Origin of the sequence: Amycolatopsis sp. cg13 (assembly GCF_041346965.1) — a bacterium.
Classification (GTDB): Bacteria; Actinomycetota; Actinomycetes; order Mycobacteriales; family Pseudonocardiaceae; genus Amycolatopsis.
In genome coordinates, this window is sequence record NZ_CP166848.1 from 1,845,536 (window position 1) to 1,869,605 (window position 24,070).

Sequence of the window (24,070 nt, forward strand, 5' to 3'; positions counted from 1 at the left end):
ACGGAACCGCTTTCCCGATAAGAACACCTTAGAGCTTCCCTGACCATTAGGTCGCTTGCACTTCTTTCCCAATTTCCCCATGCCGAAGTGCGCCCGTTCGGACGTTGGATGGCCGATCCGGCCGCTGCTAGGGTCGCCAGCACGGGCAGGGGGTCGCCGTCGCGCGAAATTGCCCGGTATCGCCGCTGGCGCAATCGAGAGGGAGTCGCCATGACTGCCGTAACCGTGCCCGAACGTCGCTACCTCATTCCGAGGCAACCGCACGGCAAGACACTTCGAGAACTTCTGGACATCGCCTTGCGCGTGGAGTTCGCCACCATTCCGCCTTATCTCACCGCGATGTACTCGATCAAAGACAAGGCTTCCTCGGCCTACCAATTCGTACGCGGGGTCGCGCTCGAGGAAATGCTCCACCTCAATCTGGCCGCGAACCTGCTCAACGCAGTCGGCGGCACGCCGACCCTGGTCACCGAGGCAGGAGCGGCACATCCGTTTCCGCCGAGCTATCCCGCCTACCTTTCCGAGGACGCCGAGGACGGCGGGCCGTATCTGCAGCTCATGGCGGCGTCGCCGGAGCTGTTCCGCAGCACCTTCATGCGGATCGAGCAGCCTGCCCAGCCGGACGCGGTCGCGCAGGAGGAGGATTTCTCGACCGTCGGCCAGCTGTACTCGGCGATTCTGAAGAAACTCGAGGAATACGACCGCACGCCCGGGCGCACCTACGACGTCACGCGGCAAAGCGAACAGTGGAACTTCGGCAACAGCGGCGGAACGGTCGTCCTCGTGAAGGATCTGGAGTCCGCGAAAAAGGCGGTCAACGAGATCGTCGAACAGGGCGAGGGCGCCGACATGAGCGGGGAACTGGACGATCCGAAATACCGGGTCCGCGAGCCGTGGGGCCAGTACGAGTACTACGGCCCGCGCGCCGACGGCACTTACGGACCGGTATTGGGCACGCCGCTCGAAATGTCGCATTACTTCAAGTTCAAGGCGATCGCCGACGGCACGGTCCCGTTGCCCCCGACGTATCCGATGATCGCCAATCCCGCCAAGGCGAAGTACGAAAACCCGACGGCGGCCGCGCTCAGCGACCTGTTCGACCACGCCTACAGCGTGCTGGTCGACGATCTGCAGAAAGCGCTCAGAGGCGACCGGGATCTCTTCTTCACCAGCGTCGTCCCGGCAATGCGGGTGAGCCTTCCGTCGCTCGCCGCCGAGCTGATGCAGACTCCGATCGCCGCCGAAAGCCACACTCCGGACGATCCGACGGCCGGACCGGCTTTCCGTTACCTGCCGGTGAAAGACCGCCGGAAACCGCAGGAACTCGATCAGCTCGTCGCGGATTTGGCCACGGGCAGGCGGAAAGGCGGATCGCCGACGCTCGCCGCCACCCTGCGCCGGATCCAGGAGAACCGGCCCGAGACGAGAACGGAGGCGGACCATGTCTGAACCGCTGGCCCAGCTCGGCCGTTCGGTGTCGATCTTCCCGGCGATCGGCTTCGCGAGGCTCGGCAACACCGGTCCGGGAGACAGCACCGAGGACTACTACCTGCCCCCGGACGGGATCGGGCGGCTCCCCCGCGAAAGCGAGGGCGACCTGCCCTTCGAACCGGCCGGTTTCCGGGACCGGCACGGCCGGCTCCGCCGACCGGCAGGAACCGCTCACGATCGGCACCCGGCTCCCGTTGTCCGACGGCAGCACCGCGACGATCGTCGACATCGTCTGGACCGCGCATCTCGCGAACAAAAAGGCGTCCTGGTACCGGATCCAGGACCGGATCGGCGAGACCGGCTACCCGGCCGGGCATCCGCTGCGCAACGAGGACGTCCAGGGCGAGGCGCGCAAAAAGCTCATCATCGACCCCGGCCCGCGCACGGTGAGCAGCCGCGGCGCCCGGATCGGCGAGTTCGACCGCAACGACGGGCACGGCCGGAGCACGTTCCCGCCGGACGGCCCGGACCCGGCGAGGCAGCGGATCACCACGCTCGGGCGGATCACGGTCGCCAAGGACGGCAGCCTGCTCCTGCTCGGCGGCTCCGGGATCTCCTATTCCACCGACGCCGAGCCGAGCATCCCCGACGACGACAACAACGACGGCTGGTGGGACGACGTCTCCGACGGCCCGGTGTCCGCGACGCTCGTCGTGCGCGTGCTCGGCCAGCACGGCACCGTGCTGGGCCCGGAACAGGAGGTCCGCCTCGACGACAAGGCGTGGGCGATCGTCGCGCCGCCCGCCTACGCGCCCGAGATCGTCAACGTGGTCACCCTCTACGACACGATCTTCGACACGGCCGTCCGGTTCACCGGCCTGCGCCCGGACCTCTACGACAACGGCCAGTGGCAGAAGACCTACCAGCCGCACTACCCGACGGAGATCGAACCGATCCTGCGCCGCGCGGTCGTGCTCCCGTGGGTGGTGGCGGTCCCGCCCAAGGTGCACACCTTCGACCTGGCCCGGCTCGGCACGAAAGACCCGCGCTACGACCAGATCCGCCGCCGTCTCTTCGAGGTCCTGCGCCCGCCCCGCACACCCAACACGCTCGCCTCGGCCAAGACCGGCTACCGGATGATGCCCTACATCGTCGGCGAGGACGCCGCCAACGACAGCCAGCTCACCGCGAAGTTCCACTCCCTCACCGAGACCCAGTACTTCCTGCTCAGCCAATGGGCAGCCGGCAACTTCCTGACGGCCGACCAGCCGCCCAACCCCGGCTCCGAAGCGGAACGGCGGCCAGGCCACCACCTGACCGAAGCGGCGCTGGGCAACTGCTGCGGCCCGCCGTTCGCGCCCGGGATCGAGATGTCGTGGCTCTCGCGCGTCCCGGCGGTCTACTCCGCGCCGTTCCGGCTCCGCCCGGTCCCGCACCTGCCGGTCGAAGCAGGCCGGCTGAGCCTGGTCGCCGACCCCGCGCGCGGCCTCGAACCCGGCGACGTGACGAAGTACCTTTCCGTTCCGTGGCAAGGGGATTTCAACACCTGCTCGGTGTTGAAGGTCGACGAGCACTACCTCTGGTGGTGGCCGGCGCACCGCCCGATGTTCGTCTACGCCCGGCGCGACAAGCCCGGGTCTTCCGAGTGGAACCACGTCGGCTGGGTCGGCACGATCCGCGACCAGACGGCGAAGGGCTACGTGGCGTTCGCCGACAACCTGGGAATGGCCCAGCACTGGCACGAACTCGGCTTCGTCGCCCGCAACACCCGGCTCCGGCCCGCCGACGACACCCAGCCGCCGGAACCGCGGTACGTCGAGGTGCGGCGGACGCTGCCCCGGCCCGGCTACGTTCTCGACGACCACAACCATGCCTAGGGTCGCGGTGCTCGGCGCGGGACCGGCCGGAACGAGCGCCGCGATCGCGCTGCGGCGAGCGGGGTGCGAGGTCGTGGTGGTCGATCCGGCCGCGTCCTCGGGGGAGGGCGGGGCGGCCGGTTTCTCCTCGGACGGCGGGGACGCCGGTATTGATGCGACGCTCGCATTCGTTCGCCGTGGAAACGGCGAGTCTGTCCCTGCTGTGGCCGGGTCCCCTTGCGCGGCAAGCGATTCCTCGCGCGCCGCGTCCCTGGGGGCCGCCGGAGAATCCGTGCCGCCCTCGATCTCCGGCGCACTAGCCCGCCTCGGCCTCAGCACCGCCGCCCTCGACCACGACCACCTGCGTTCGCTGGGCACCGCCTCGGCCTGGGGCTCCGCCGACCTCGAATACCGCGACTACCTCCTCGACGGACTAGGCCCAGGCTGGCACCTCGACCGCACCCGGTTCGACCGGATGCTGCGCGCCGCCGCGGTCACCGCCGGGGCCGTTCTGGTCCACGGCCGCTGGTCCTCCGCCAGCCGCACCGCGACGGGCTGGTCGCTCACCTGCCATGGCACCCGCCTGACCGCAGATGTCGTCGTCGACGCCACCGGCCGCCGCGCCGCGTTCGCCACCGCGCAAGGGGCCCGGCGTTGTTTCGCCGACCGGCTGATCGGCGTCGCCGCGACCGTGCCGGAGCTGCCCGCACGCAGGCATGTCGTGCTCGAAGCGGCGGAAAACGGCTGGTGGTACGCCTCTCCGCAACCCGGCGGCTGGCTGACGCTCGCCCTGTTGTCCGACGCCGACCTGGTCCGCCGCGAAGACTGGGCCAGGCCGATAGGATGGCTGGCCGCCCTCCGGGACACCCGCCACCTCGACGTCCCGCGCAACGAACCGTCCCTGATCGTCCGCGATGCCCGCTCCCACCTCCTCACCCCGAGCGCGGGCCGGGGCTGGCTCGCCGCCGGGGACGCGGCGATGGCGCTCGATCCGCTCAGCAGCGCCGGAGTCACGCTGGCGATCGAGTCCGGACTGGCCGCTGCGGAGCTGATCGTGACCGGGCAGGTCGATTCCGCCCAGCACCGGCAGCAACTGCGCCGCCGGTTCGACGCGTACCTTCGGCAACGACGGGAGGTTTACCGGGCGGAACAGCGCTGGGACGGTCCATTTTGGACTCGACGCCGAGAAGGGGTCACTGAGGCTCGACACCTCGTAGTGCACTAGTCAGTCCACGGCGCGTCGCGGACCTTCGGCTCCCGTTCAGCCCAGGTCGGCCTCCGGACGGATCTCGATCGTCGACCCCGGCTGGTGCAGTTCCAGCACCACCAGTTCGTTCTTCCCCCTCCGCCACAACGACTTCGGCGCGTACAACGTCTTCTGCGGCCCGATCTTCCAGTACCGGCCAAGGTTGAAGCCGTTCAGCCACACGATGCCCTTCTCCCACCCGGGCAGGGCGACGAAACCGTCCGCCGGGTCGGCGATCACCGCGGTCGCGCGGTGGAAGGCCGGGCCGGTGCCGGGCGAGCCGGAGGAAAAGCGCAGCTTCGACAGGTCGTCCAGCGGCAGCGGCCGGATCTCCCAGCCGAACAGTTTCTGCTGGGTGTTCATCGCGACCCACCCGTCGATGCCCTTGCGATCCGCGAGGTACGGCCCGTAGTTCACCCGGCCCATGGCGTCGACCAGGATGTCCAGCCGCGTCCGCGGTTTCTCGAGTTTCAGGTCCAGCGTCGCGTCCGGATGGTTGCGGTCCAGGACGCCCAGCTGCTTGCCGTCGACGAACACCAGCGCCCGGTCCGCCAGTCCGTGAATGCTGAGCGGGCCGGAATGCGGGCCTTGCACGGTCGTGCGGTAGTGGATCAGGCCGGTCGACTGGCCCAGTCGTTCCATGGACACTGGTTGTGCCGATCGGACCACTGTGGACAGCGCGGGCAGCGAGTCCAAAAGGGACACCGACTCGGCGGGAGTCACGGTTTGCGCCGGGAGGCGCGGCGAGCTGGGGGGCGGCGGGACGACGGGTTGTTTGGTGTATTTGGTGATCACCGCCTGCAGCGCAGTGAATTTCGCGCCGACGTCGCCCGCTTCGCCGACGGGGGAATCGTAGTCGTAGCTGGTCACGGTGGGCTGATATTGCAGACCCGACGTGTTGGCGCCAGCAGTGAAGCCGTAGTTGGTGCCGCCGCAGGCCATGTAGAGGTTCACGGACGCGCCCGTAGCCAGCAGCTGGTCGATGTGGGCGGCGGTTTCCCGGGCATCGGTAGTGTGGTGCGGGTCGCCCCAGTGGTCGAACCAGCCGTCCCAGTATTCGGCCATCATCACCGGCGCTCCGGGCCGGAAAGCCTTCAGTGCGGCGATGCTCGGGGCCGGATCGCCGTCGCCGGTTCCGACTTCCAAAGTGCCCGGCAGCTCGCCGAAGCGCATGAAGAATTCGGAAGCACCGTCGGCGACGAAAAGAAGGCTCGTCATTCCGCGCGAACGCAGGCTGTCCCGCAGGTGCGCGAGATAGCTCGTGTCATTGCCGTAGCTGCCGTATTCGTTTTCGATCTGCACGGCCACCACCGGTCCGCCGTGCTGCGCTTCCAGCGGCTCGAGCTGCGGGATCAGCTGGTCGTACCACGCGTCGACGGCCTTGAGGTAAGCCGGATCGGCGCAGCGCAGTTCCATGTTCCGGTCCGCGAGCAGCCAGGCGGGCAGGCCGCCGAATTCCCATTCCGCGCAAATGTAGGGGCTCGGGCGGACGATGACCTGGAAGCCGAGTTCCCCGGCCAAGCGGATGAACGCCACGAGGTCGCGAGGACCGCGGAAATCGGCTCGGCCCGGCGTCGGCTGGTGGAAATTCCAGGCCACATAGGTCTCGACAGTGTTGAGGCCGAGCGCTTTGAGCCGCGACAGGCGGTCGTGCCACTGGTCCGGACGCAACCGGAAATAGTGGATCGCGCCGGACACGATCTGGAACGGCTTGCCGTCCAAGAGAAAATGGTCGCCGGACACGCTCAGCCCGCGACGTCCGGCCGCGCCCGCCGGTCCGGCGAACACGGTGCTCGCGGCGACCGCGGCCGCGCCGCCGAGGAAAGTCCTCCTGCTCACGTCCATCACTCCCCCGCTCAGCCGACCGTCGCCGCGCGGACCTGGACGAGGAACGCGTCGAGGACGCCATCGCCGACGAGCGCCTGTCGCACGCCCCACCGGTTGCTATTGCCCGTCTTCACTGCCTCCGCCCGCTTGACCAACGCGTCCGCGGCGGCGGTCAGTTGCTCGGCCTTGGCGTCGTCACCGCGGGTCGCCGCGGCGAGGGCGTCGAGCCGGGTCACCATCGCGTCGCCCCACAGCGCGGTCGCGTCCAGCCAGGGACCGGCCTCGCTGACGAAAGCACTCTGCACCTGCCCGCCGCGGATTACCGTGGGAGCATTGCGGATCTGTTCGGCGTACGAACGCAGTTTGTCCAGCGAACGGTGATCGCCACCGTTCCACTGCTGCCAGAAATCGGCCACCTTGGCCGCGAGGACCGGGGCCTGCGGCTGCCACGGCGTAGGCCCGAAGACGGGTGCCAGGTGTTCGAGATCCGCGAACACCTGCAGCGCCGCCGTCGCCCGCGGGTCGCCGCCCGCGAGCCGACCCAGCGCCTGCGGCCACGACCGGTCCGGCGAGTAGCCCGCGTCGTTCCAGGAGAAATCGGCGACCCCGAATTCGGCGACCTCGCTGGCCGCTTCCTGGTTCATCGGATTCGAGACGATCCCGTTGAGATATTTCGACAGTCCCGCTTCGCGATGCGCGTACGGCGCGAGCAGCAGCCGTCCAGCGGACTGCTCGTAGTCGTTGACCGGGTAGTTGTCCCAGAGGAACACTTTCCGTCCGTACACTGTGGACACCTGCTGAGCTTCGTCGTTCGTCACGCTCGGCGGCACCACCGCGGTGCCGGTCCATTGCACGACGACGGACGGGTCGAGGTTCTCCCGCAGCTGCGTCTTGTACGGCGAATCCTTGAGGTCGCTGTATTCGGTCGGAACTGTCTGCAAGGGACGGACGCCGTCGTGGTTCTTCACGAAGTTCTTGGTGATCTCGTTGAGCAGCGAGACTTGAGCCTTGCCCGCAGCAGCCTGTCCGGGCGCCCCGAACGCCGATTGGTCGCCAGCGCAATTCCATTTGGTGTACGAGATGTCGTCGAACGGCAGTGAGAACGACCGCACCCCGAGGTCGTACACGGCCTGGAATTTCGCTTTCACCGCAGCGACATCTTGCGGCGACGAGAAGCAGATCGAGACGCCGGGAGACAAGGCGTAGGTGAAGTCGACGTGGTTCGCGTTCGCCGTGTGCACAAGCTGGCCAAGCGCGTCCAGCTCCTGCTGCGGATACGGATCCCGCCACTGCGCGCGCAGATACGCGTCGTCTTTCGCGCTGTAGATGTAGGTGTTCGCCTTGGTCTCGCCAAGGAACTTGAGCTGGCGGACGCGGTCGTCGTTAGTCCACGGTGGACCGTAGAACCCTTCGATCGACCCGCGCAGCGCCATGTTCGGCCAGTCCCGTACCGCGACGCCGCTCACCGCCCAGCCGTGTCCACTTCGGACAAACAGCTGCCGCAGCGTCTGCACGCCGTAGTACTGTCCAGCGCCGTCGCGGCCGTTGATCGTCACCCCGTCGCGCCGCACGGCGAGCGAATAGCCCTCCGCCTGCGTCGGCGCGTCCCCGCCGTTGGCAAGTCGGATGACGAATCCGCCACTGCCGATCTTCTTCACCCCGCGCTGTTTCAACAGCGAAATCAGCAGATCCTTGGCCGGGCCATCAGTGGTTTTGTCCGTTACGAGCGTCACCGTGGACGGCAACGACACGTCAGTGGCATCGCGGCTGATCTGTTGCGGCGTCGGGGAAACGACCGGCACCGAACCCGGCTTGGCAGCAGCCGGCTGGACGACGGCGAGGGCACTCGTCGCGACGACAGCGGCGAGCCAAACTCTGCGGCGTAGAGTCATGACTTCCTCTCAGGCGGCGGGGACAGTGCGGTACAACGCGAAGGTAGCCAGATACGGCGTCGCCCGCGACTGCGTGACGACCACGCGCAGGTGGCGGGCGGTGACCGGCGACGGGAGGGTGACGAGACGGTTGGCGCCGACGGTGGTGACAGTCGCGATCGTGCGCCAGGCACCGTCCACTTCGGCCTGTACGGTCGCGCCTTCGATGTGCTGGCCGTGGGTGATGTCCTCCCCCAGCCGGATCTGGTCAAAGGCGACCTCCGAAGGCAGCACGACGTCCATCGTCCCGGCGAGCGCACCATGCGGCGGCGACCACGACGTGGTGAGCGAGGAATCCGTGACCGCGTTCAGTCCCCGCGCACCGGCGGCGAGGTTCTGCGCCTGTGTCCTCGCGATGGCCTGCCCGAAGGACGCCAGCGCCGCGCTGTCCGCCGGAGCGACGCGGCCGTCCGGTCCGGGCGGAACGTTCAGCAGCAGCGAGGCGTTGCGTCCCACCGAGGCGCGGTAGAGATCGACGAGCTGCGCGGGTGTCTTGGGCTGTTCGTCCGGGTGGTAGAACCAGCCCGGCCGGATTGATACGTCAGCTTCGGCCGGCGCCCATTCCAGGTACCGCACGGACGGGTCGGCGAGCACCTGCCGCGAACCGAGGTCGGCGCCCTCCGCGCCGCCGACGAACAACTCCTCGTTGTGCGCGGTGTTCGGGTCGCCGGTGGTCGGCAACGAACTCCACTCGGTCTGGCGGGCCTGGCCTTGCTCGTTGCCGACCCAGCGCACGCCCGCCGGTCCGGCGAACGTGAGCGTGTCCGGCGACAGCGCGTGGATCATCCGGAACCAGGTCGTGAAGTCGTAGATCTCGCTGATCCCGTTGCCCCGCCAGGGATTCGCCCCGTCCAGCCACAGCTCGTCGATGGGGCCGTACTGGGTGAACAGCTCGTAGATCTGGTTCAGGTAGTAGGTGTTGTAATCGTCCTCGGTGACGGTGAACTTCGGCAGCTTCCCGGCCGCCAGCGCCGCGGCCCGGTCGTCGTTCGGGACCAGCGACGGGATCGTGCGGGCCTTCGCCGCGCCGCCGGTGCCGTATCGGCCTTGCCCGGCGGGCGTGTTCGCCCGGTCGTCGTAGGTCGCCTGCTCCTCGATGCTCAACGGCTGTCCCGCCGCGACCTTCGCTTCGACGCGTTTCACCTGGTCCGCGAAGAACTGCGCGGGCAACTCGGCACCGTCCGCGGGCGACAGGTACACGCCGACTTTCAGCCCGGCTTTCCGCGCCGAATCAACGTAATCGCGCAGGATGTCCCCGCGCGGATTGGCACACCCGGCGGCGCGGACCTGCCAATACGCGGACGGATCCTGCGCCCGGCCGTTCTGCGCGGCCGCACGGGCCTTCGTCACCGCGTCGTCGGCGCACCCGGGCGTGATCCACCACTGGCTCGCGACGACGGAGTGGTTCGTGTAGCGCGTCGGGTAGAGAACAAACCCGTCGTGGTGCTTCGCGGTCAGCATCACTTGCGTGACGCCCGCCGCCTTCATCGACCGCATCCACTGGTCGGTGTCGACTGCGGTTGGCGCGAACGTCGACTCCTTTTCCGCGCCGGAGCCCCATTCCCGGTCGGTGAAGGTGTTCATGCCGAAGTGCGTGAACGCGGTGACCGGCCGCTGCTGCCAAGCGACCTGTCCGGCGCGCGGCACGGTCGCGGCGGCTTTGGCGACGATCCGGTCCATGCCGTCGCACGACTGCACGGTCTGGATCGCCGCCGGCCGGATCGGCCCGTGGCAGCCGGTGGTGTGCGAGGCGGCGGGAGCGGCCGTTCCCCCGGCCGCCAGTACCGCGGCAAGCGCCAGGCTCGCGGGAATCGACACGGCGGTCCTCCTGTCGGATCCGTGACCGAACGGTGACGGCCGGGAGCGTAAGTCGGGCATCCATCGGATGTCTAGACCTAATCGGCGGAGGCGGTCCTGCTTTCACCCGAGCGCCGAGTCTTGGATCAGCCCTGTTCCAAGCTCTCTGTCCGGTCCCCAGCTCGTGCTGGCGGGGAGACCCAGTGGTCAGATGGATTGCCGTGTAGTACCACGGTCATCTACGTAAGGGGACACGTATGGCAGCAGCTTCGGGTGAGATATCAGTTCCGGCCGCATTGACCACCACCGTCCAGCGCTGGCGGGAACAGGGCAAGCCGGTTCAGCCACCGATCCGCTGGTCCCGCGAGGCTTGGCGCAGGTACTTCCCGAGCCAGCACGCGTTCCTCGACGCCCTGCCCGACCGCATCGACCGGGCCGAAGCCACCCGCCACGCGGCGGACGCGACGACCCCGGAGGGTGCGGAACGCGCGTTCCTGGCCGCGATGATCTGGGGATACGGACGTGTCGGTTACGGCCCTTGGCGCACCGCCCGCGTGCTGACCGAGAACCCGGACGCGGTCGATCGGCTGGCGGACGTGGCCGTCGTCGCGCGTGAGCAGGGCGGGTTGGCGGCCTTCCGCGATCTGGCGGGCAAGCCGCTGCGCTACCTGGGCGTGGCTTTCGGCACCAAGTACCTGCGGTTCGTCACCGCCGCTCATTCCCCCGACAGAGCCCCGATCCTGGACGCCGTGGTCCGCCGGTGGGTCTCGACGCACACCGGCCAGCACCTGATGATCGACGAATGGCGACCCGCCGTTTACGAGCAGTACGTCGCATTACTGACGTCCTGGGCGGCTGAACTCGAGCTGGCCACCGATACCGTGGAGGAGCTGATCTTCCGGTCCGCGGTGAGCCGGGAAGGGTCCGGCCAGTGGAGCGAGTCCTGGGCGGGCTCGAGCTCGCCAGCGCAGCGGGCGCAAGCCGCGCTCCTCGAACTGGAGCAGCTCTTCGACACGGCCGAGGCCGAGCAGGCGCGGGAAGCCCGGCGTCATCTGGACGAGCTGGAACGCCTCATCCGGCAGTGCTGGACCGATTGACGTCTCGCTGGATCGGCTCCAGCGAGTGACGAGTCGGCCGGCCGAGACGAGCGCGATTCCAGTCCATGCCGATCACCCAGTCCGCTGTCCTGCGGGGACACGTGCTGACATCGCTGGTCCAACCTCGTCTCGGCCACCATGCCCGGCCGGTGCGCGTCTTCGCCACCCTGATCTACCGCCGCAAGCACCGCGGTTAACGGGCCAGGAAGCGTTCCACCTCCCCCGCCACGAACTGCGGATTCTCCTCGACCAGCCAGTGCCCCGCATGCGGCACGTCCGCCGCCTGGACGATGTCGGTCACCCGTGGAGCCACAGTCGCCCGGATCGCGTCGAGTTGGCCCTGGGCGGTCAGGAGCAACGTCGGCACCTTCACTGGAGCTGCAGCCACCGTGTCGCGGACGTCCTTGTCCAGCGCCCGGTAAAGCTCGAAGCCACCGGACAGGACCGCGGGCTGGCTGTAGGTGCGGGTGTACTCGTTGATTTCGGCGTCGGTGAACGGAGATTTCTCCGAGGTGCCGCCGAATGCCGTACCGCCAAAGGAAACCTGCGGGTAAAATAGCGCGAGATAGTCGCGGACGTCATCGCCGACTACCGCTTCGGGAACCCGGCGTTGGGAGTGGAAGGCGATGTGCCAGCTCAACGTCCGGTAAGCGGCCGCATTGATCGCGGGGCCGGGCAACGGCAGATCGAAATAGCCGAGCCGGGAAGTATCGTCCGAAAATTGGCTGGCATACTGGAATGCCACTGCAGCACCGAAATCGTGGCCGATGACGGCGGCGTCCCGGATTTTCAGCCGCTCGGCGATCAGGGTGTGCACGTACCGCGCCAGTGTGGCTTTGTCGTATCCGCTCGGAGTGCCGGTGCTGTCGCCCAGCCCGGGAAGGTCGATCGCGTAGACGGTGTGGTGTTTCGCCAGCGCGGGCATGACCGGCCACCAGCCGTACCAGGTCTGCGGCCAGCCGTGGATCAACACGACCGGGCTGCCGCTCCCGCCGGTGACGTAGTGCATGCGGACGCCGTTGACGTCGGCGAATTCGTGCCGGAAGGTGCTCTGGAACGCGGGATCGTTTTCGGTGGCGACGGCATAAGAAGGAGGGGCGGAGCAGGCCACGGTGCCGATAGTGAGCAAGAGGGACAGGGCAAGCGCCGCGAACGAGCGCGGCACCAGCCGGGATGCGGTGATCATGTGGCCCAGTTTCGCCAGCCGCACCCAGCGGTGGCACGGAAACTTGCCGTTCCGGCAAGGGGTTGCGTCCGGTGCCCGTTCGATCAATTCCTTCTAGCCGAACAGGCAGGAACCGGTTCGGCGCGAATCGGAGAGGGTAGGGATGGCAGTGAGGGCGGTCGGCATGATCGCCGCGACCGGGAGGAATCGAAATGACCATGCGGAAATTCTGGGCCACTGCTGCCGTCTGCGTCGCTGTCACCGGCGGTTCTCTGGTGCTCAGCGGCACCGCGTTCGCCAGCCACCTCGAGTACAAAGGGCCGTACGAAACCCCGGACGATTGTGTCCACGCTCTGCGCGCCCTGCCGCCGGACCCCACGGTCGACGGCGCCGAGTGCATTCCCATGAAAGGCAAGCACTACATCGAAATCTCGCACACGAACTGAGCGAAATGGGGTTCCCCGGCCGGAAAAGCCGGGGAAACCACCTCACCGAGACAAAAAAGCTTCCACGTGGTGGCAGGCCGCGCCCGAAGCGGAAACGGGCACCTGCTCCCGGCACAACCGCTGTTGCGAATCCCCCAGCGCCGCATAGACCGGGCACCGGGTCCGGAAGACGCAACCGCTCGGCGGGTCCGAGGGGCTGGGCAAGTCGCCAGCCAGCCGGATCCGGCCAGCGCGGTCCGCGCCCGGCGAAGGAGAAGGCACGGCCGACAGCAGCGCCCGTGTGTAGGGGTGGCGCGGTGCCGCGAAGACATCGGAAGTCGGGCCGTGTTCCGCCAGGTGTCCCAGGTACATCACCGCCACCTGGTCGGCGAAGTGGCGCACCACGGACAGGTCGTGCGAGATGAACAGATATGCCACCCCGGTCTCCTGCTGGATGTCCTGCAGCAGGTTGATCACCTGCGCCTGCACTGAAACGTCCAAAGCGGACACCGGCTCGTCGCAGACGATCAGCCGCGGGTCCAGCGCCAGCGCCCGCGCGATGCCGACCCGCTGTTTCTGCCCGCCGGAGAACTCGTGCGGGAACCGGTTGTAGTGGTCCGGCCGCAGGCCCACCCGGTCCATCAGGTCCCGCACCCGCGCCTTCACCCCGCCGGGCGGCGTGATGCCCTGCGCGAGCAGCGGCGCGGCGATCGCGGTGCCGACCGACTGGCGCGGGTTCAGCGCCGAGGCCGGGTTCTGGAAGACGATCTGCACCCGCCGCCGGTATTCCTGCAGGGCCGCGCCGCGCAGGGCGCCGATTTCCTCCCCGGCCAGCCGGATGCTGCCCGACGTCGGGTCCAGCAGGCGCATCACCAGCCTGCCGGTCGTGGACTTGCCGCACCCGGATTCGCCGACCAGGCCGAGCGTCTGCCCGACCCCGATCGAGAAGCTGATCCCGTCCACGGCCTTCAGCGCTCCCGCCGAACGGAACAGCCCGGAGCGCACCGGGAAATGCTTCACGAGGTCCCGGACCTCCAGCAGCTCGGTCACGCTGCCTCCCCGAGATGACACCGCGACAGATGCCCGGCACCGGACAGCAACGGCACCTCCGTACGGCACCGGTCGTCAGCCACCGACGACGCCTGCGGGCACCGGTCGGCGAACAAGCAGCCGGCGGGAAGGTCGAGCAGCGCGGGCGGGAAGCCCGGGATCGGCCGCAGCCGTCCGGTTTCCTCCGCCAGCGACGGCATCGAGGCCAGCAAGCCCTGGGTGTAGGGGTGGCCGGGCGCGGCGAAGAGGTCGCCGACGGACGCGACCTCCATGCACATCCCGCCGTACATCACCGCGACCCGGTGACATACCTGTGCCACCACGCCGAGATCGTGCGTCACCATGATCACCGCAGTGCCGGTCTCGGCCTGCAGTTCGCCGATCAGGTCCAGGATCTGCGCCTGCACGGTCACGTCCAGCGCCGTGGTCGGCTCGTCCGCGACGAGCAGCTCCGGCTCGCACACCAGCGCCATCGCGATCATCGCCCGCTGCCGCATCCCGCCGGAGAACTCGTGCGGGTACGCGGCCGCGCGACGGCGCGGATCGGGGATGCCGACTCGCCCCAGCATGTCGATCGCGACCTCGGCCGCGGCCTTGCGCGACACTCGGTTGTGCGTCCGGTACACCTCGGCGATCTGCGAACCGACGGTGTAGAACGGATGCATCGCCGACAGCGGGTCCTGGAAGATCATCGAGATCTTCTTGCCCCGGTACGCCAGCATCGCGGGTTCGGAGAGGGTGTTCAGGTCCGTCCCGTCGAGCAGGATCTCCCCGGTCACCGTCGCCGACGAGCCTTTGAACAGGCCCAGCAGCGCCTGGCTGGTCACGGTCTTGCCGGACCCCGACTCCCCGACCAGCCCGATCGTCTCGCCTTTGCCGAGCGTCAGGTCCATCCCGTTGACCGCGTGCACGACGCCGTCGTCGGTCGGGAAACTGACGCGCAGATCGCGGACCGCCAGCAGCGGCGTTTCGGTTGCAGACACGTGCCCTCAGACTCTCACTCGGGGGTCGATCACCGCGTAGCAGAGGTCGACGACCACGTTGGCCACGATGATGAAGAACGCGGCCACCATCGTGATGGCCATCGTCACCGGCAGGTCGCCGGACTGCGCCGCGTGCACCGCGGTGAACCCGACGCCCGGCACGGAGAAGATCTGCTCGGTCAGCACCGCGCCGCCCAGCAGGCTGCCGATGTCGAGGCCGAGCATGGTGACGATCGGGGTGATGCCCGCCCGCACGCCGTGCTTGAACACGACGCGCCGGCGCGGCAGCCCCATCGCCCTGGCCGTGCGCATGAAGTCCTCGCCGAAGGTCTCCAGCATCGCGGTCCGGGTGATCCGGATGTACTGCGCGCTGAACAACAATGCCAGCGCCACCCACGGCAGGAGGTAGTTGCCGAACCAGCCGAGCGGTCCGGCCGGGCCGAACGGCGACGAGATCTCGTTGCTGGTGAACGGAAGCAGGTGCAGCGTGCTCACGAACACGAGCAGCAGCAACAATCCCGTCACCGGGATCGGCAGCGACACTCCGCCCGAGGCGGCGCCGACGATCAGCTTGTCGGCGGCCCGCCCCTTGCGCAGCGCCGCGAGGAGACCCAGCGAGACCCCGGCGACCGTCCACAGCAGAACCGCGCCGACCGCGATCGACACCGTGTACGGCAGCGCGCGGGCAAGGACGTCGGTCACCGCTTCGTTGGTCTGGAACGACTTGCCGAGGCACGGCCACGCGCACACCGTCAGCGCGCCGGGCGCGCCGATCATCCGGCTGTGCACGAAACCGGACAGGTAGTCCAGGTATTGCACGAAGAACGGCTTGTCCATGCCCAGCGCGATCCGGGCCTGGTCGATCCGCTCCGGCGTGCACTCCTGCCCGCACGCGGCGGCGGCCGGATCGGCCGGGCCGATCTGGAACAGCGCGAACGTGACGAAGCTGATCACGACCAGCAGGACGATCATCGCGGCCGCGCGCCGCGCCAGGAATCCGATCACGTCCGCACCCGCCTGGTCCACTGTGGACACCGCATCGCCGGGGAATCCTCTCTCGTCACTGGAGCACTGGCTCGAGTGCTCGCTGGGGTGCTACTGCCCGACGCCGACGGCCGACAGGTCGATGGACCCGAAGAAGTAGCCGACCTGGGCGTTGCGCACCTTGGAACCGACCACGCTGTAGGTGTAGTTGCGCACCAGCGGCACGAGCGGGTACTGCTGCATGATCTGGTCCATCGCGGTCGCCCACTTGCGGCCCAGCTCCTCGGCGGACCCGTTCTGCCCGCGCAGCTGGTACAGGTCGCCGGAAAGCTTGGCGTCGTAGTACCGCGGGATGTTCGAGAAGCCGTAGGTCTTGCCGTCGAGGCTCGGGCCGATGTTCGGGTCGACGGTGAACCGCACCGACGCGCTGTCCGCGCCACCGCACCAGCCGGAGCGGGCGATGTCCGGCATCTGGTCGCCGGCGAGCACGGTGTAGTAGTTGGCGGTCGGGATCGGGCGCAGTTGCACGTCGACGCCCAGCGCCTTCAGGTTCTGCTGCAGAACAGTGCCGACACCCTTGTACTTCGAGGACGCCTCGGCGTAGCCGTAGACCAGCGACTTGGGATAGTTCTTGCCCTGCAACAGCTTCTTCGCCTCGTCGAGCTTCGGCTGGCCCTTCGGGTCCAGTGCGGTGTGCTGCTCGACATATCCCTTCTGCGCGTCGTTGATATACGACTGCGGGATGTTGCCGAACCGCTCGCCGCCGTACTGCAGCAGGATCGCGTTGCGGTCCAGCGCCAGCGCGAATGCCTTGCGGACGTCCGGGTCGGTGATGGTCGTGGTGTTGAAGTTCAGCACGTCAGTGCAGCCGAGCAGACCGGCGGCGGTGCGCTTGGAGATGTCCTCAGCGGACAGTTTCGCGATGTCCGACGGCTGCAGCGCGCCCTGGGTGTCCAGCGTGAGCGCGGTCGGGTCCGCGTTCGACAGCAGCTGCTGGCTGATCGTCGCCTGCGCGGTCGACAGCGTGAAGGTGAACGTGTCGGGCAGCGCCGGGCGGTTCGGGTCGGTCGCGGCGTCCCAGTTCGGGTTGCGGACCAGCTTCAGGCTGCGGCCGCGGTCGTAGGACGCGATCTTGTACGGACCGCTGGACACCGGGTGGTTCGTGTAGTCGAGTTTGGTGTCCTTCGCCTGCGGCACCGGCGCGGTGTTCGACCGCGACACCAGCGCGGGGAACTCGGCGAACGGCTGCTTCAGGTGGAAGACGACCGTGTGCTCGTCCGGGGTGTCGATGGCCTTGAAGTCGCCGCCCTTGTACGGGCCCTTGTAGCCGTCGTCGGTCAGCGCGGAGTCAAGTTCCTGCGGGGCCTGGGTGAATACGTCACGCGCGTAGGTGCGCTCGACGCCGTACTTGATGTCCTGCGCGGTGATCGGCGTGCCGTCCTCGTACTTGAGGCCCTGGCGCAGGGTGTACGTCCAGGTCAGGCCGTCCGCCGACGCCTTGCCCAGGTCCGTCGCCAGGTCGGGCACGATCGTCGGCGGCTTGCCGGAGGTCTCCTTCGCCATGGTCAGGGTGCGGTAGTACAGCTGGCCGACGTTGGCGGTCTGGACGTAGTTGCTGTTGCCCGGGTCGAGGGTCTGGAAGTCCGACGACATCAGGACGTGGATGTCGCCGCCCTTCGCCGTCGACCCCTCGGCCACCTTCACGGCGGCGCGTTTGGTCACGTCCTGCTGCCCGTTGCCCGCGCCCGCGGCGGGTTTCGGGCCGCCGCACGCGGTCAAGGCGAGCCCGGCGGCGAGCGCCAGCACTCCCGCCGCAGTGGTGCTTTTCTTCACGAACTACTCCTTATGCAGAAGGGAAATCAGCGGCGGGAGGCCTTGGGGTCGAGTGCGTCCCGGACAGCGTCGCCGAGCAGGTTGAAAGCCAGGACCGTGATCGCCAGCGCACCCGCGGGCACCGCCAGGAACCAGGGGTCGGAGAGATACCAGTTGCCCGCCTGTGCCGCGTTGAGCATCTGGCCCCAGGACGGCGTCGGGTCTTTCACACCGACGCCGAGGAACGACAGCGCGGCCTCGGCGGTGATGTTGATCGGGATCAGCATGGTCGCGTACACGAGCACGACGCCCAGCACGTTCGGGATGATCTGCTTCAGGATGATCGACCGGCGGCTCGCGCCGAACGCCTTCGCCGCCTCGACGTATTCCTGCTCGCGGATCGAGAGCACCTGGCCGCGCACGACCCGCGCGAGGTACGCCCAGCCGAAGAAGCCGAGGATGATCACCAGCGAGGAGATCGGGATCAGGCTGCCCGAATCGAGCGCGGTGCCGCGCAGCCGGGACTGCAGGATCGGCGTCAGCGACAGCACCAGCAGCAGGTGCGGGAACGCGAGGAACAGGTCCATGATCCGGCTGATGACCATGTCGGTCTTGCCGCCGAAGTAGCCCGCCGCCGCGCCGAGGACGGTGCCCAGCACGACTGAGACGACGGTCGCCAGCAGCGCGATGGTCAGCGAAACCCTTGCGCCGTAAGCCATCCGCGCGAAGATGTCGCGGCCGAGGCCGGGTTCGAGGCCCAGCCAGTGCTCGGACGACGGGTAGCGGTAGTAGTCCAGCGGCAGGCCGGGAGTGGTGAAGCCGTCGAGGAAGTCCGGGCCGGTGTGCGCGGTGAACGGGTCGGAGCCCTCGATGCCGGTCAGCACCGGGGCGAGGATCGCGAACAGCACGATCAGGCACACCGCGACCAGCGCCGCCATCGCGACGCGGCTGCGCCGGATCCGCAGCCAGGCCGTGCCCACGAGGGTGCGGCCGGAGCGGACCGCCGCGACCGGGGCGGCGGCCGTGTCGACACCTTGCACGGGGTTCTCCTCAGCGAGAGCGAAACGATGGCGTTTGGTATACCAAGTGCTCGCACAAGATCACAAGAGTGTCTTCGAGGATTGTTGCCCTGCCGTTTGCTTCTTGGCGCAGCGCAAAATGGCCGCACCTCGCCTGAGCGAAGTGCGGCCTACCAAATCTTCTTGATTCAGCCGCTAGCGGGCGGCAGCTTGCTCACCCCAGCGATACCGCCACGACGGACCGGCAAACTCTGGGGCACCGTCCGTGAAGGACTCCTTGGGGGAATCTGATTCCCTCAAGGAGCCCTTCACGGACCTGTGGCCGCGCCCTTCGCGATCGGACGCCCCGAGGCGGTCAGGCTTCGCCGCGCCCCAGCCCGCGCAAATGCCGCCCGCTCTCCATGTGCTCCATCACCAGCGCCTCGACGGTGTCCACATCCCGCCGCGCGATCGCCTCGTACAGCTCGCGGTGCTCCCCCGCCACCCGCTCCAGATCCTCGTGCTGTCCCAGCAGCCACCGCATCCGGCTGCGCAGCGTCAGTTCCAGCTCGTTCAGCAGTTCATTCCCGGCCATCGCCGTCACGGCCTCGTGGAAATCGGCCGCCGCACGATGCGCCGTCACCGCGTCCCCGGCAGCGGCGGCGGCCGTTTCCTCCTCCAGCGCGGCACGGAGCCGCTCCAGCCCGGCACGCGAATGCCGGGTCGCCGCGAGCTTGAACGTCAGGACTTCCAGCGCCGCACGCACTTCCTGCAGGTCCGCGATATCGCTCGCGGTGAACTCCCGCACCACCGCCCACGTCCGCGGCCTCGGCGTGACCAGGCCTTCCGCGACCAGTGCTTTCAGCGCGTCCCGCACCGGGACCCGGCTCACGCCCAGGTCCGCGGCGAGATCCCGTTCGACCAGCTTGCTGCCCGGCTTGCGCGCCCCGTCCAGGATCTCGTCCCGGAGCCGCCGGACGACCCGGTCGGTCTCGGATTCGACGACCTGTTCCGCTGCCATCCGGCCATTCTCGCACCACCGCCCGGACCGTCCACTGTGGCCAGTCGGTCAGCGTGGATTCGCCTTCCGCCACGCCGCGTAATCCGCCACCGCCGCGCGCACGTCGAACTCCGGCGCGAAGCCCGTTTCCTCCCGCAGCCGCGAAATATCCAGATACGGCCCGGTCTCTCCGCCCGGTTGAAGGTGGTCCGGCAGGCCCGGCACCAGTTCCGCCAGCGCCTCCGCGAACTCCCGGTTCGTCACCGGTTGTCCGCTCGACACGTTGTACGTCTGATATCTCAACGAAGGCGCCGTGGTCAGCAAGGCGATCGCGCGCCCGGCGTCCGGGGCGTAGCAGCAGTCGAACCCCTCGTCGGCGACCAGCTCACGTGGCGTGGCGCCGCACAGCCCAGCGTTGAGATACGACGGAATCGGGAAGAACGGCGATTCCGGGTCCACGAGCGGACCCCACACGGTCCCGATCCGCAGCACCACCGGCTCGACGCCGCTGCCCTGCAGGCTGTGCGTCGTCAGCGGTTCGACGGCTTTCTTGAACGCGACGATCAGATGCGGCAGATCCGCGGTCGGCAGCGGCAGCTCCTCGTGCCAGGACGGCTCGTCGCGTCCGATGTACACGCCGAGGCTGCTCGCGACCGCGAACCGCCGCACCCGCCACGTCCGGGCCGCGTCCAGGGCGTTGGTCAGGCCGGCCAGGTCCGTCCGGAAGAACTCCACCGGGTCGTCGCCCGGGATGCTGCCCGCCAGGTGGACGATCGCGGTGACGTCATACCGGTCGCCGAGCGCGAGGAAGGCGTCCCGGTCGGTCACGTCGAGCGTTTCCACGGCGACGCGGCCGGCCAGGAACGACGGGACGTCCGTCCGCCGGTGCCCGGTGACCAGCACGTCTTCCCCGAGATCGGCGAGCGCCTTGGCCGTGTGCGCGCCGATCATGCCGAGCCCGCCGGTCACGAGGATCATCGCGGCACCTCGCAGCGCGTGGTCGAGAACTTTGTCATGCCGCGACGCTACGGCCCGGCCGCCCGCCAGTTCTTGAACAAATCGCGCATCAGAAGTGCGTGCCGCCGTCGATGCGGACCTCGGTGCCGGTGATGAACGCCGCGTCCTCGCTGGCGAGCATCGCGACGACCGACGCGACCGTCTCGGGACCGGCGAATCCCTGGCCCAGCGCGGGAAGCAGCTTGCCGAGCAGGGTGAAATCGGCGTCCTCGGGGAAGCCGGGACCGACGCTCTGCTTGCTCTTGCCGCTGCCGTCGGTCATGCCGGACGAGATCGAGCCGGGCTGCACGGCGGTGAAGCGGATGCCGTCCTTCGCGTATTCGGACGCCAGCGCGTGCGTCATCGACTGGATGCCGCCCTTGCTCGCCGCGTACGCCGCCATGTACGGGTGCGCGAACATCGCCGACGTCGAACTGAAGTTCACCACCGCGGGCGCGGACCCCTCGCGCAGCGCCGGGATCGACTCGCGGATCACCAGGAACGTGCCGACCAGGTTGACGCGCAGCACCTGCTCGAACGCTTCGAGCGGCATCTCGTGAGTGTGCGCCGACCGCAGAATGCCCGCGGCGTTGACCAGCGCGTCCAGCCCGCCGAGCTGCTCGACCGCCGACGCGATCCCAGCCTTCACCGACGCTTCGTCGGCGACGTTCACGACCACAGTGCCCAGTCGGTCCGCAGCGTCGCCCGCCTTCTCGACGGTGTCCGCCAGGCCCGCTTCGCTCACGTCAGCGGCGACGACGCGCCCGCCCTCGGCCAGCATCCGCAGGACCGTCGCCTGCCCGATGCCCGAGCCCGCTCCGGTGACCAGCACTCGGCGTCCTTCGTAACGGTTCATGGTCCGCTCCTTTCTCCAACCGTCACGTTACGCCTAGATGGCAGACTGTGCCACTCTGGCGAAACGGGCACCCTTGGCAGTAATCGGGTAGCGTGGCCGTGGTGAGCGGAAAGACCCCGACCCTGACCGAACGGCGCAAAGCGGCGACGCAACTCGACATCGCCCGCGCCGCCGCGCGCCTGTTCACCGAGCATGGCGCACAGGGGACGACCGCGGAAGCGATCGCCGCCGCGGCGGGCGTCGCGCCGCGCACCTTCTACCGCTACTTCCGCACCAAGGAGGACGCGGTCGCGCCGCTGCTGGTCGTCGGCGCCGATTCGTGGCGGGAGCACCTCGCGTCGACGCCCGAGGGGACGCCGCTGCTTCAGGCGGTCGAGGACGCGATCCACAAGACGATCTCCGCCGCCGACGCCACGCAGGAGTTCTCCTGGACGCGTGGCCTACTGCGCGCCGCCAGTGGGGACGATTCGGCGCTGGCGGCCGTGTGGCACCGGGTGAACGGCGAATCCGAGACCCGGTTGCGGCCGGTGCTGGCACGGCTGGCGCCGGAGGTGGACGAGGTGACGGTGCACCTGGTCGCGGCGGCGGCGACGGACGCGATCCGGATTTCGCTGGAGATCTGGGCGGGGACTGACGAGAAGGCGGCGCCGGTCGAGCTGGCGGTTCGGTGTTTCCGCGGGTTGAGCGGGGGGCTCGACGTCTCACGAGGCCGCTGACTTTTCATCACCGCCAGACATTCCTGATGCCTAGGCACCCGAACGACGCACCCCGCGATCGCCTGCCCGCCGCCGACCAGTACGGGTCGATTCGGTGCGCGGACGAGCGGCCCCGGTCGCTGACTGACCAGGAATGTTGCGCGGCAGCGGATCGTCGGTGACCCGGCACCAGGCCCTGAGGTTCGCGGGTTCAGTCCATCCGCGCACCGCCTCGGCGACCTGCCGATGGACGTACCCGGCGTGACTGCACGTCTCGTGCCAGGAACTCCGGCGCTGCTCCGCAGTCAGCGGCCGCTGGAACAGCTCGTCCCGCAGGGCCAACTGACGATCGAGGTCGTGCCAAACAGCCGAAGGAGCGTCAAGGGAGGCAGGAGTCCGGTCCTCGCAGACTGGGCACGGGCAAGTCCACAGCTGTTCGATCTCCGGTGTCCGGCCGAATATCTTCGCGCAGGTCTCGATCTGGTGGTAGCTGAGCAGGCGGGGCACGAACACCGAAGGCCCACCGGGGCGGCCGCCAGCGGCCGGGTACAGGTGCCGCAGCGAACTCCTCGTGCCCACTGCCGCCGCGTGCGCGCCGTGGCTCAGAAGCCCCACTGCCGAGATGTCGCAACGCAAAACCAGCACTGGAGTCGCGCAGTCGACCAAGAAACGCAGAAACGCACGCAGCAGCTTTTGAACACCGAACGGATCAGCCTTGTGCTCGAGAACGATCGCGACCGGCACGCCATGCCGGTTGATCTCCCTCGCCAGTGCGGCCGCGATCGGTCCGCTGCCGAACCACCAAGGAGCGAGGGGCAACGTCGCGACCGCCGTGGGCTCCCTTGCGGCAGCGAGCAGGATCCCGCGCAGCCCCTGCCAGTCGCGCGCGGCGAGGTAGCCGGAATCCGTCAGGGGCAGCAACCCGAGCTTTCTCTGCGCCCGGCACCACGCCGGATGCGTTCCGGCTCCGGCCAGTACCCGCCGCTTTCCGGCGTAACGTTCCGCATCGCACAAGATCGGCCCGTCCAGTCCCCTCTCGCGAAGGCCCTTGACCGCGTCCGTCGCCGACTTCCCGGTCAGGACAAGCCCCGTTCCGTGCGCCGCGCTGACGCCGAGCAGCGCCTCGGACTGCGCGGGCCGGCACTGGATCAGGAGCCGCCCGGAAAGCCCTGCCAGTAGCGCATCCATCCGTCCACGGTGACGCAAGCCGACCCATGCGGTCACTTACCGTCGCCTAGCTGCCGACGTCAACCACACCGGAGGCGGACAGCGTCCTCACCCAGCGCAGACGTGTGCGGCTCTGTGAGTGACCCAGCACGGCCGCCGGTCAGCGGAACTCGTGCACGACCTCGATCTCCCCGACCAGGTGCGCGTTGAACTCCGCCAAATCCTCAGCCGGAACCCACAACTCCAGGATCGTTTCGCCGCCCGCTTGCCGCACCGGATAGCGGCCCAGGAACGCCGTTTCGACGCGGAAGCGGGTCACGTAACCCGCGCCGTCGTACCGGACGTTCCAGTCCCGCGCGATCTTCACCGCGTAATCCTCGTTCAGCACCGGGTAGAAGATCGGCTGTTCCGGCAGCCGCGGCGGCCACGCGCGCCAGCCGGACTGGCGCACCAGCTCCAGCTCGGCCGGGCCGGTCGGCCGCCACAGTTCCGTCGTCGGGTTGTCCATTGCGTCCCCCTCTCGACGGCACGGTAACCGCCGAGAGGAAGCGCGGGCGACCGGTTTACGGCAGGCGGTCCGGTCTACCAAAGCGCAACCTAGCCAGCCACAGCCGGACCGACAGCGTCCAAATCGGACAAACAGCCACCAGACCCCGTCCGGTGCCCGGCCGGACCGTTTCCGCCGCCGCCAGCGCACCAACCGCCATCAGCGGCCCGGAACGGTCGCGAGCCGGCATCGTTCCCCGTCGCACCC

The 24,070-nt window shown here is 68.6% G+C and carries 21 protein-coding genes; 7 read left to right on the plus strand and 14 right to left on the minus strand.

Annotated features, from left to right (window positions below; translation table 11 throughout):
- Positions 1-210 precede the first annotated feature (210 nt).
- The 3 genes from AB5I40_RS08235 to AB5I40_RS08245 all read left to right on the plus strand — a co-directional run bounded on the left by AB5I40_RS08235 (position 211) and on the right by AB5I40_RS08245 (position 4,512).
- Positions 211-1,449, plus strand: a complete 1,239-nt coding sequence (locus AB5I40_RS08235; protein ID WP_370937836.1) for a ferritin-like domain-containing protein — start codon at positions 211-213, stop codon at positions 1,447-1,449.
- A 236-nt stretch (positions 1,450-1,685) separates the two neighbouring features.
- Complete coding sequence (locus AB5I40_RS08240; RefSeq protein WP_370937837.1) at positions 1,686-3,308, plus strand: LodA/GoxA family CTQ-dependent oxidase; 1,623 nt, start codon at positions 1,686-1,688, stop codon at positions 3,306-3,308.
- Entirely contained in the window at positions 3,301-4,512 is a 1,212-nt protein-coding gene (locus AB5I40_RS08245) for an NAD(P)/FAD-dependent oxidoreductase (RefSeq protein WP_370937838.1), read from the plus strand. The genes AB5I40_RS08240 and AB5I40_RS08245 overlap by 8 nt, the downstream gene beginning before the upstream one ends.
- A gap of 36 nt (positions 4,513-4,548) precedes the next feature.
- Here the strand turns inward: AB5I40_RS08245 and AB5I40_RS08250 are convergent, their stop codons facing one another.
- The 3 genes from AB5I40_RS08250 to AB5I40_RS08260 are packed head-to-tail and all read right to left on the minus strand — an operon-like array spanning position 4,549 to position 10,109.
- On the minus strand, positions 4,549-6,378 hold the full coding sequence (locus tag AB5I40_RS08250) for a beta-galactosidase (protein ID WP_370937839.1): 1,830 nt from the start codon (positions 6,376-6,378) through the stop codon (positions 4,549-4,551).
- An 11-nt stretch (positions 6,379-6,389) separates the two neighbouring features.
- Complete coding sequence (locus AB5I40_RS08255) at positions 6,390-8,252, minus strand: beta-N-acetylglucosaminidase domain-containing protein (RefSeq protein WP_370937840.1); 1,863 nt, start codon at positions 8,250-8,252, stop codon at positions 6,390-6,392.
- A gap of 9 nt (positions 8,253-8,261) precedes the next feature.
- Positions 8,262-10,109, minus strand: coding sequence for an alpha-L-fucosidase (locus AB5I40_RS08260; RefSeq protein ID WP_370937841.1), 1,848 nt, complete (start codon positions 10,107-10,109; stop codon positions 8,262-8,264).
- Positions 10,110-10,345: 236 nt separating this feature from the next.
- Here AB5I40_RS08260 and AB5I40_RS08265 point away from each other — a divergent pair, with 236 nt between their 5' ends.
- Both AB5I40_RS08265 and AB5I40_RS08270 read left to right on the plus strand, forming a co-directional pair.
- On the plus strand, positions 10,346-11,185 hold the full coding sequence (locus AB5I40_RS08265; RefSeq protein ID WP_370937842.1) for a hypothetical protein: 840 nt from the start codon (positions 10,346-10,348) through the stop codon (positions 11,183-11,185).
- Between the two features lie 65 nt (positions 11,186-11,250).
- On the plus strand, positions 11,251-11,382 hold the full coding sequence (locus AB5I40_RS08270; protein WP_370937843.1) for a hypothetical protein: 132 nt from the start codon (positions 11,251-11,253) through the stop codon (positions 11,380-11,382).
- Here the strand turns inward: AB5I40_RS08270 and AB5I40_RS08275 are convergent.
- Entirely contained in the window at positions 11,379-12,371 is a 993-nt protein-coding gene (locus AB5I40_RS08275; protein WP_370937844.1) for an alpha/beta fold hydrolase, read from the minus strand. The two genes, AB5I40_RS08270 and AB5I40_RS08275, sit on opposite strands and share 4 nt — an antisense overlap.
- Positions 12,372-12,562: 191 nt before the next feature.
- Between AB5I40_RS08275 and AB5I40_RS08280 the strand changes: the two genes are divergently transcribed.
- Positions 12,563-12,796 carry a hypothetical protein gene (locus AB5I40_RS08280; protein WP_370937845.1) on the plus strand — a complete coding sequence of 78 codons (234 nt, stop codon included), beginning with the start codon at positions 12,563-12,565 and terminating at the stop codon, positions 12,794-12,796.
- Positions 12,797-12,838: 42 nt separating this feature from the next.
- Here the strand turns inward: AB5I40_RS08280 and AB5I40_RS08285 are convergent, their stop codons facing one another.
- The 8 genes from AB5I40_RS08285 to AB5I40_RS08320 form a co-directional block, all read right to left on the minus strand.
- The gene (locus tag AB5I40_RS08285) at positions 12,839-13,825 is read right to left on the minus strand and encodes an ABC transporter ATP-binding protein (protein ID WP_370937846.1); all 987 of its coding nucleotides are present in this window, start codon (positions 13,823-13,825) and stop codon (positions 12,839-12,841) included.
- Positions 13,822-14,808 (minus strand): ABC transporter ATP-binding protein, encoded by a 987-nt coding sequence (locus AB5I40_RS08290; protein ID WP_370937847.1) that lies wholly within the window; start codon positions 14,806-14,808, stop codon positions 13,822-13,824. The genes AB5I40_RS08285 and AB5I40_RS08290 overlap by 4 nt, the downstream gene beginning before the upstream one ends.
- Positions 14,809-14,814: 6 nt before the next feature.
- Positions 14,815-15,843: an ABC transporter permease gene (locus AB5I40_RS08295; protein WP_370937848.1), complete on the minus strand. Its 1,029-nt coding sequence runs from the start codon at positions 15,841-15,843 to the stop codon at positions 14,815-14,817.
- A gap of 60 nt (positions 15,844-15,903) precedes the next feature.
- The gene (locus AB5I40_RS08300) at positions 15,904-17,625 is read right to left on the minus strand and encodes an ABC transporter substrate-binding protein (RefSeq protein WP_370937849.1); all 1,722 of its coding nucleotides are present in this window, start codon (positions 17,623-17,625) and stop codon (positions 15,904-15,906) included.
- A gap of 26 nt (positions 17,626-17,651) precedes the next feature.
- Positions 17,652-18,644 (minus strand): ABC transporter permease, encoded by a 993-nt coding sequence (locus tag AB5I40_RS08305; RefSeq protein WP_370937850.1) that lies wholly within the window; start codon positions 18,642-18,644, stop codon positions 17,652-17,654.
- A gap of 334 nt (positions 18,645-18,978) precedes the next feature.
- Complete coding sequence (locus tag AB5I40_RS08310; protein ID WP_370937851.1) at positions 18,979-19,623, minus strand: GntR family transcriptional regulator; 645 nt, start codon at positions 19,621-19,623, stop codon at positions 18,979-18,981.
- A gap of 48 nt (positions 19,624-19,671) precedes the next feature.
- Complete coding sequence (locus AB5I40_RS08315) at positions 19,672-20,580, minus strand: NAD-dependent epimerase/dehydratase family protein (protein ID WP_370937852.1); 909 nt, start codon at positions 20,578-20,580, stop codon at positions 19,672-19,674.
- An 88-nt stretch (positions 20,581-20,668) separates the two neighbouring features.
- Complete coding sequence (locus AB5I40_RS08320; protein WP_370937853.1) at positions 20,669-21,454, minus strand: SDR family NAD(P)-dependent oxidoreductase; 786 nt, start codon at positions 21,452-21,454, stop codon at positions 20,669-20,671.
- A 101-nt stretch (positions 21,455-21,555) separates the two neighbouring features.
- Here AB5I40_RS08320 and AB5I40_RS08325 point away from each other — a divergent pair, with 101 nt between their 5' ends.
- Positions 21,556-22,170, plus strand: a complete 615-nt coding sequence (locus AB5I40_RS08325; RefSeq protein WP_370937854.1) for a TetR/AcrR family transcriptional regulator — start codon at positions 21,556-21,558, stop codon at positions 22,168-22,170.
- A gap of 30 nt (positions 22,171-22,200) precedes the next feature.
- On the opposite strand, the gene AB5I40_RS08330 is transcribed toward AB5I40_RS08325, so the two are convergent.
- The gene (locus AB5I40_RS08330) at positions 22,201-23,337 is read right to left on the minus strand and encodes a hypothetical protein (RefSeq protein WP_370937855.1); all 1,137 of its coding nucleotides are present in this window, start codon (positions 23,335-23,337) and stop codon (positions 22,201-22,203) included.
- 139 nt (positions 23,338-23,476) lie between these two features.
- A complete protein-coding gene (locus AB5I40_RS08335; protein ID WP_370937856.1) occupies positions 23,477-23,824 on the minus strand; it encodes a hypothetical protein in 348 nt (115 codons plus the stop codon).
- Positions 23,825-24,070: the final 246 nt, after the last annotated feature.

Coding starts and splice junctions, on each gene's coding strand:
- AB5I40_RS08235 (WP_370937836.1), top strand. CDS start 211: ATGACTGCCGTAACCGTGCCCGAACGTCGCTACCTCATTCCGAGGCAA.
- AB5I40_RS08245 (WP_370937838.1), top strand. CDS start 3,301: ATGCCTAGGGTCGCGGTGCTCGGCGCGGGACCGGCCGGAACGAGCGCC.
- AB5I40_RS08250 (WP_370937839.1), bottom strand. CDS start 6,378: ATGGACGTGAGCAGGAGGACTTTCCTCGGCGGCGCGGCCGCGGTCGCC.
- AB5I40_RS08255 (WP_370937840.1), bottom strand. CDS start 8,252: ATGACTCTACGCCGCAGAGTTTGGCTCGCCGCTGTCGTCGCGACGAGT.
- AB5I40_RS08265 (WP_370937842.1), top strand. CDS start 10,346: ATGGCAGCAGCTTCGGGTGAGATATCAGTTCCGGCCGCATTGACCACC.
- AB5I40_RS08270 (WP_370937843.1), top strand. CDS start 11,251: ATGCCGATCACCCAGTCCGCTGTCCTGCGGGGACACGTGCTGACATCG.
- AB5I40_RS08275 (WP_370937844.1), bottom strand. CDS start 12,371: ATGATCACCGCATCCCGGCTGGTGCCGCGCTCGTTCGCGGCGCTTGCC.
- AB5I40_RS08280 (WP_370937845.1), top strand. CDS start 12,563: ATGACCATGCGGAAATTCTGGGCCACTGCTGCCGTCTGCGTCGCTGTC.
- AB5I40_RS08310 (WP_370937851.1), bottom strand. CDS start 19,623: ATGGCAGCGGAACAGGTCGTCGAATCCGAGACCGACCGGGTCGTCCGG.
- AB5I40_RS08315 (WP_370937852.1), bottom strand. CDS start 20,580: ATGATCCTCGTGACCGGCGGGCTCGGCATGATCGGCGCGCACACGGCC.
- AB5I40_RS08320 (WP_370937853.1), bottom strand. CDS start 21,454: ATGAACCGTTACGAAGGACGCCGAGTGCTGGTCACCGGAGCGGGCTCG.
- AB5I40_RS08330 (WP_370937855.1), bottom strand. CDS start 23,337: ATGGATGCGCTACTGGCAGGGCTTTCCGGGCGGCTCCTGATCCAGTGC.
- AB5I40_RS08335 (WP_370937856.1), bottom strand. CDS start 23,824: ATGGACAACCCGACGACGGAACTGTGGCGGCCGACCGGCCCGGCCGAG.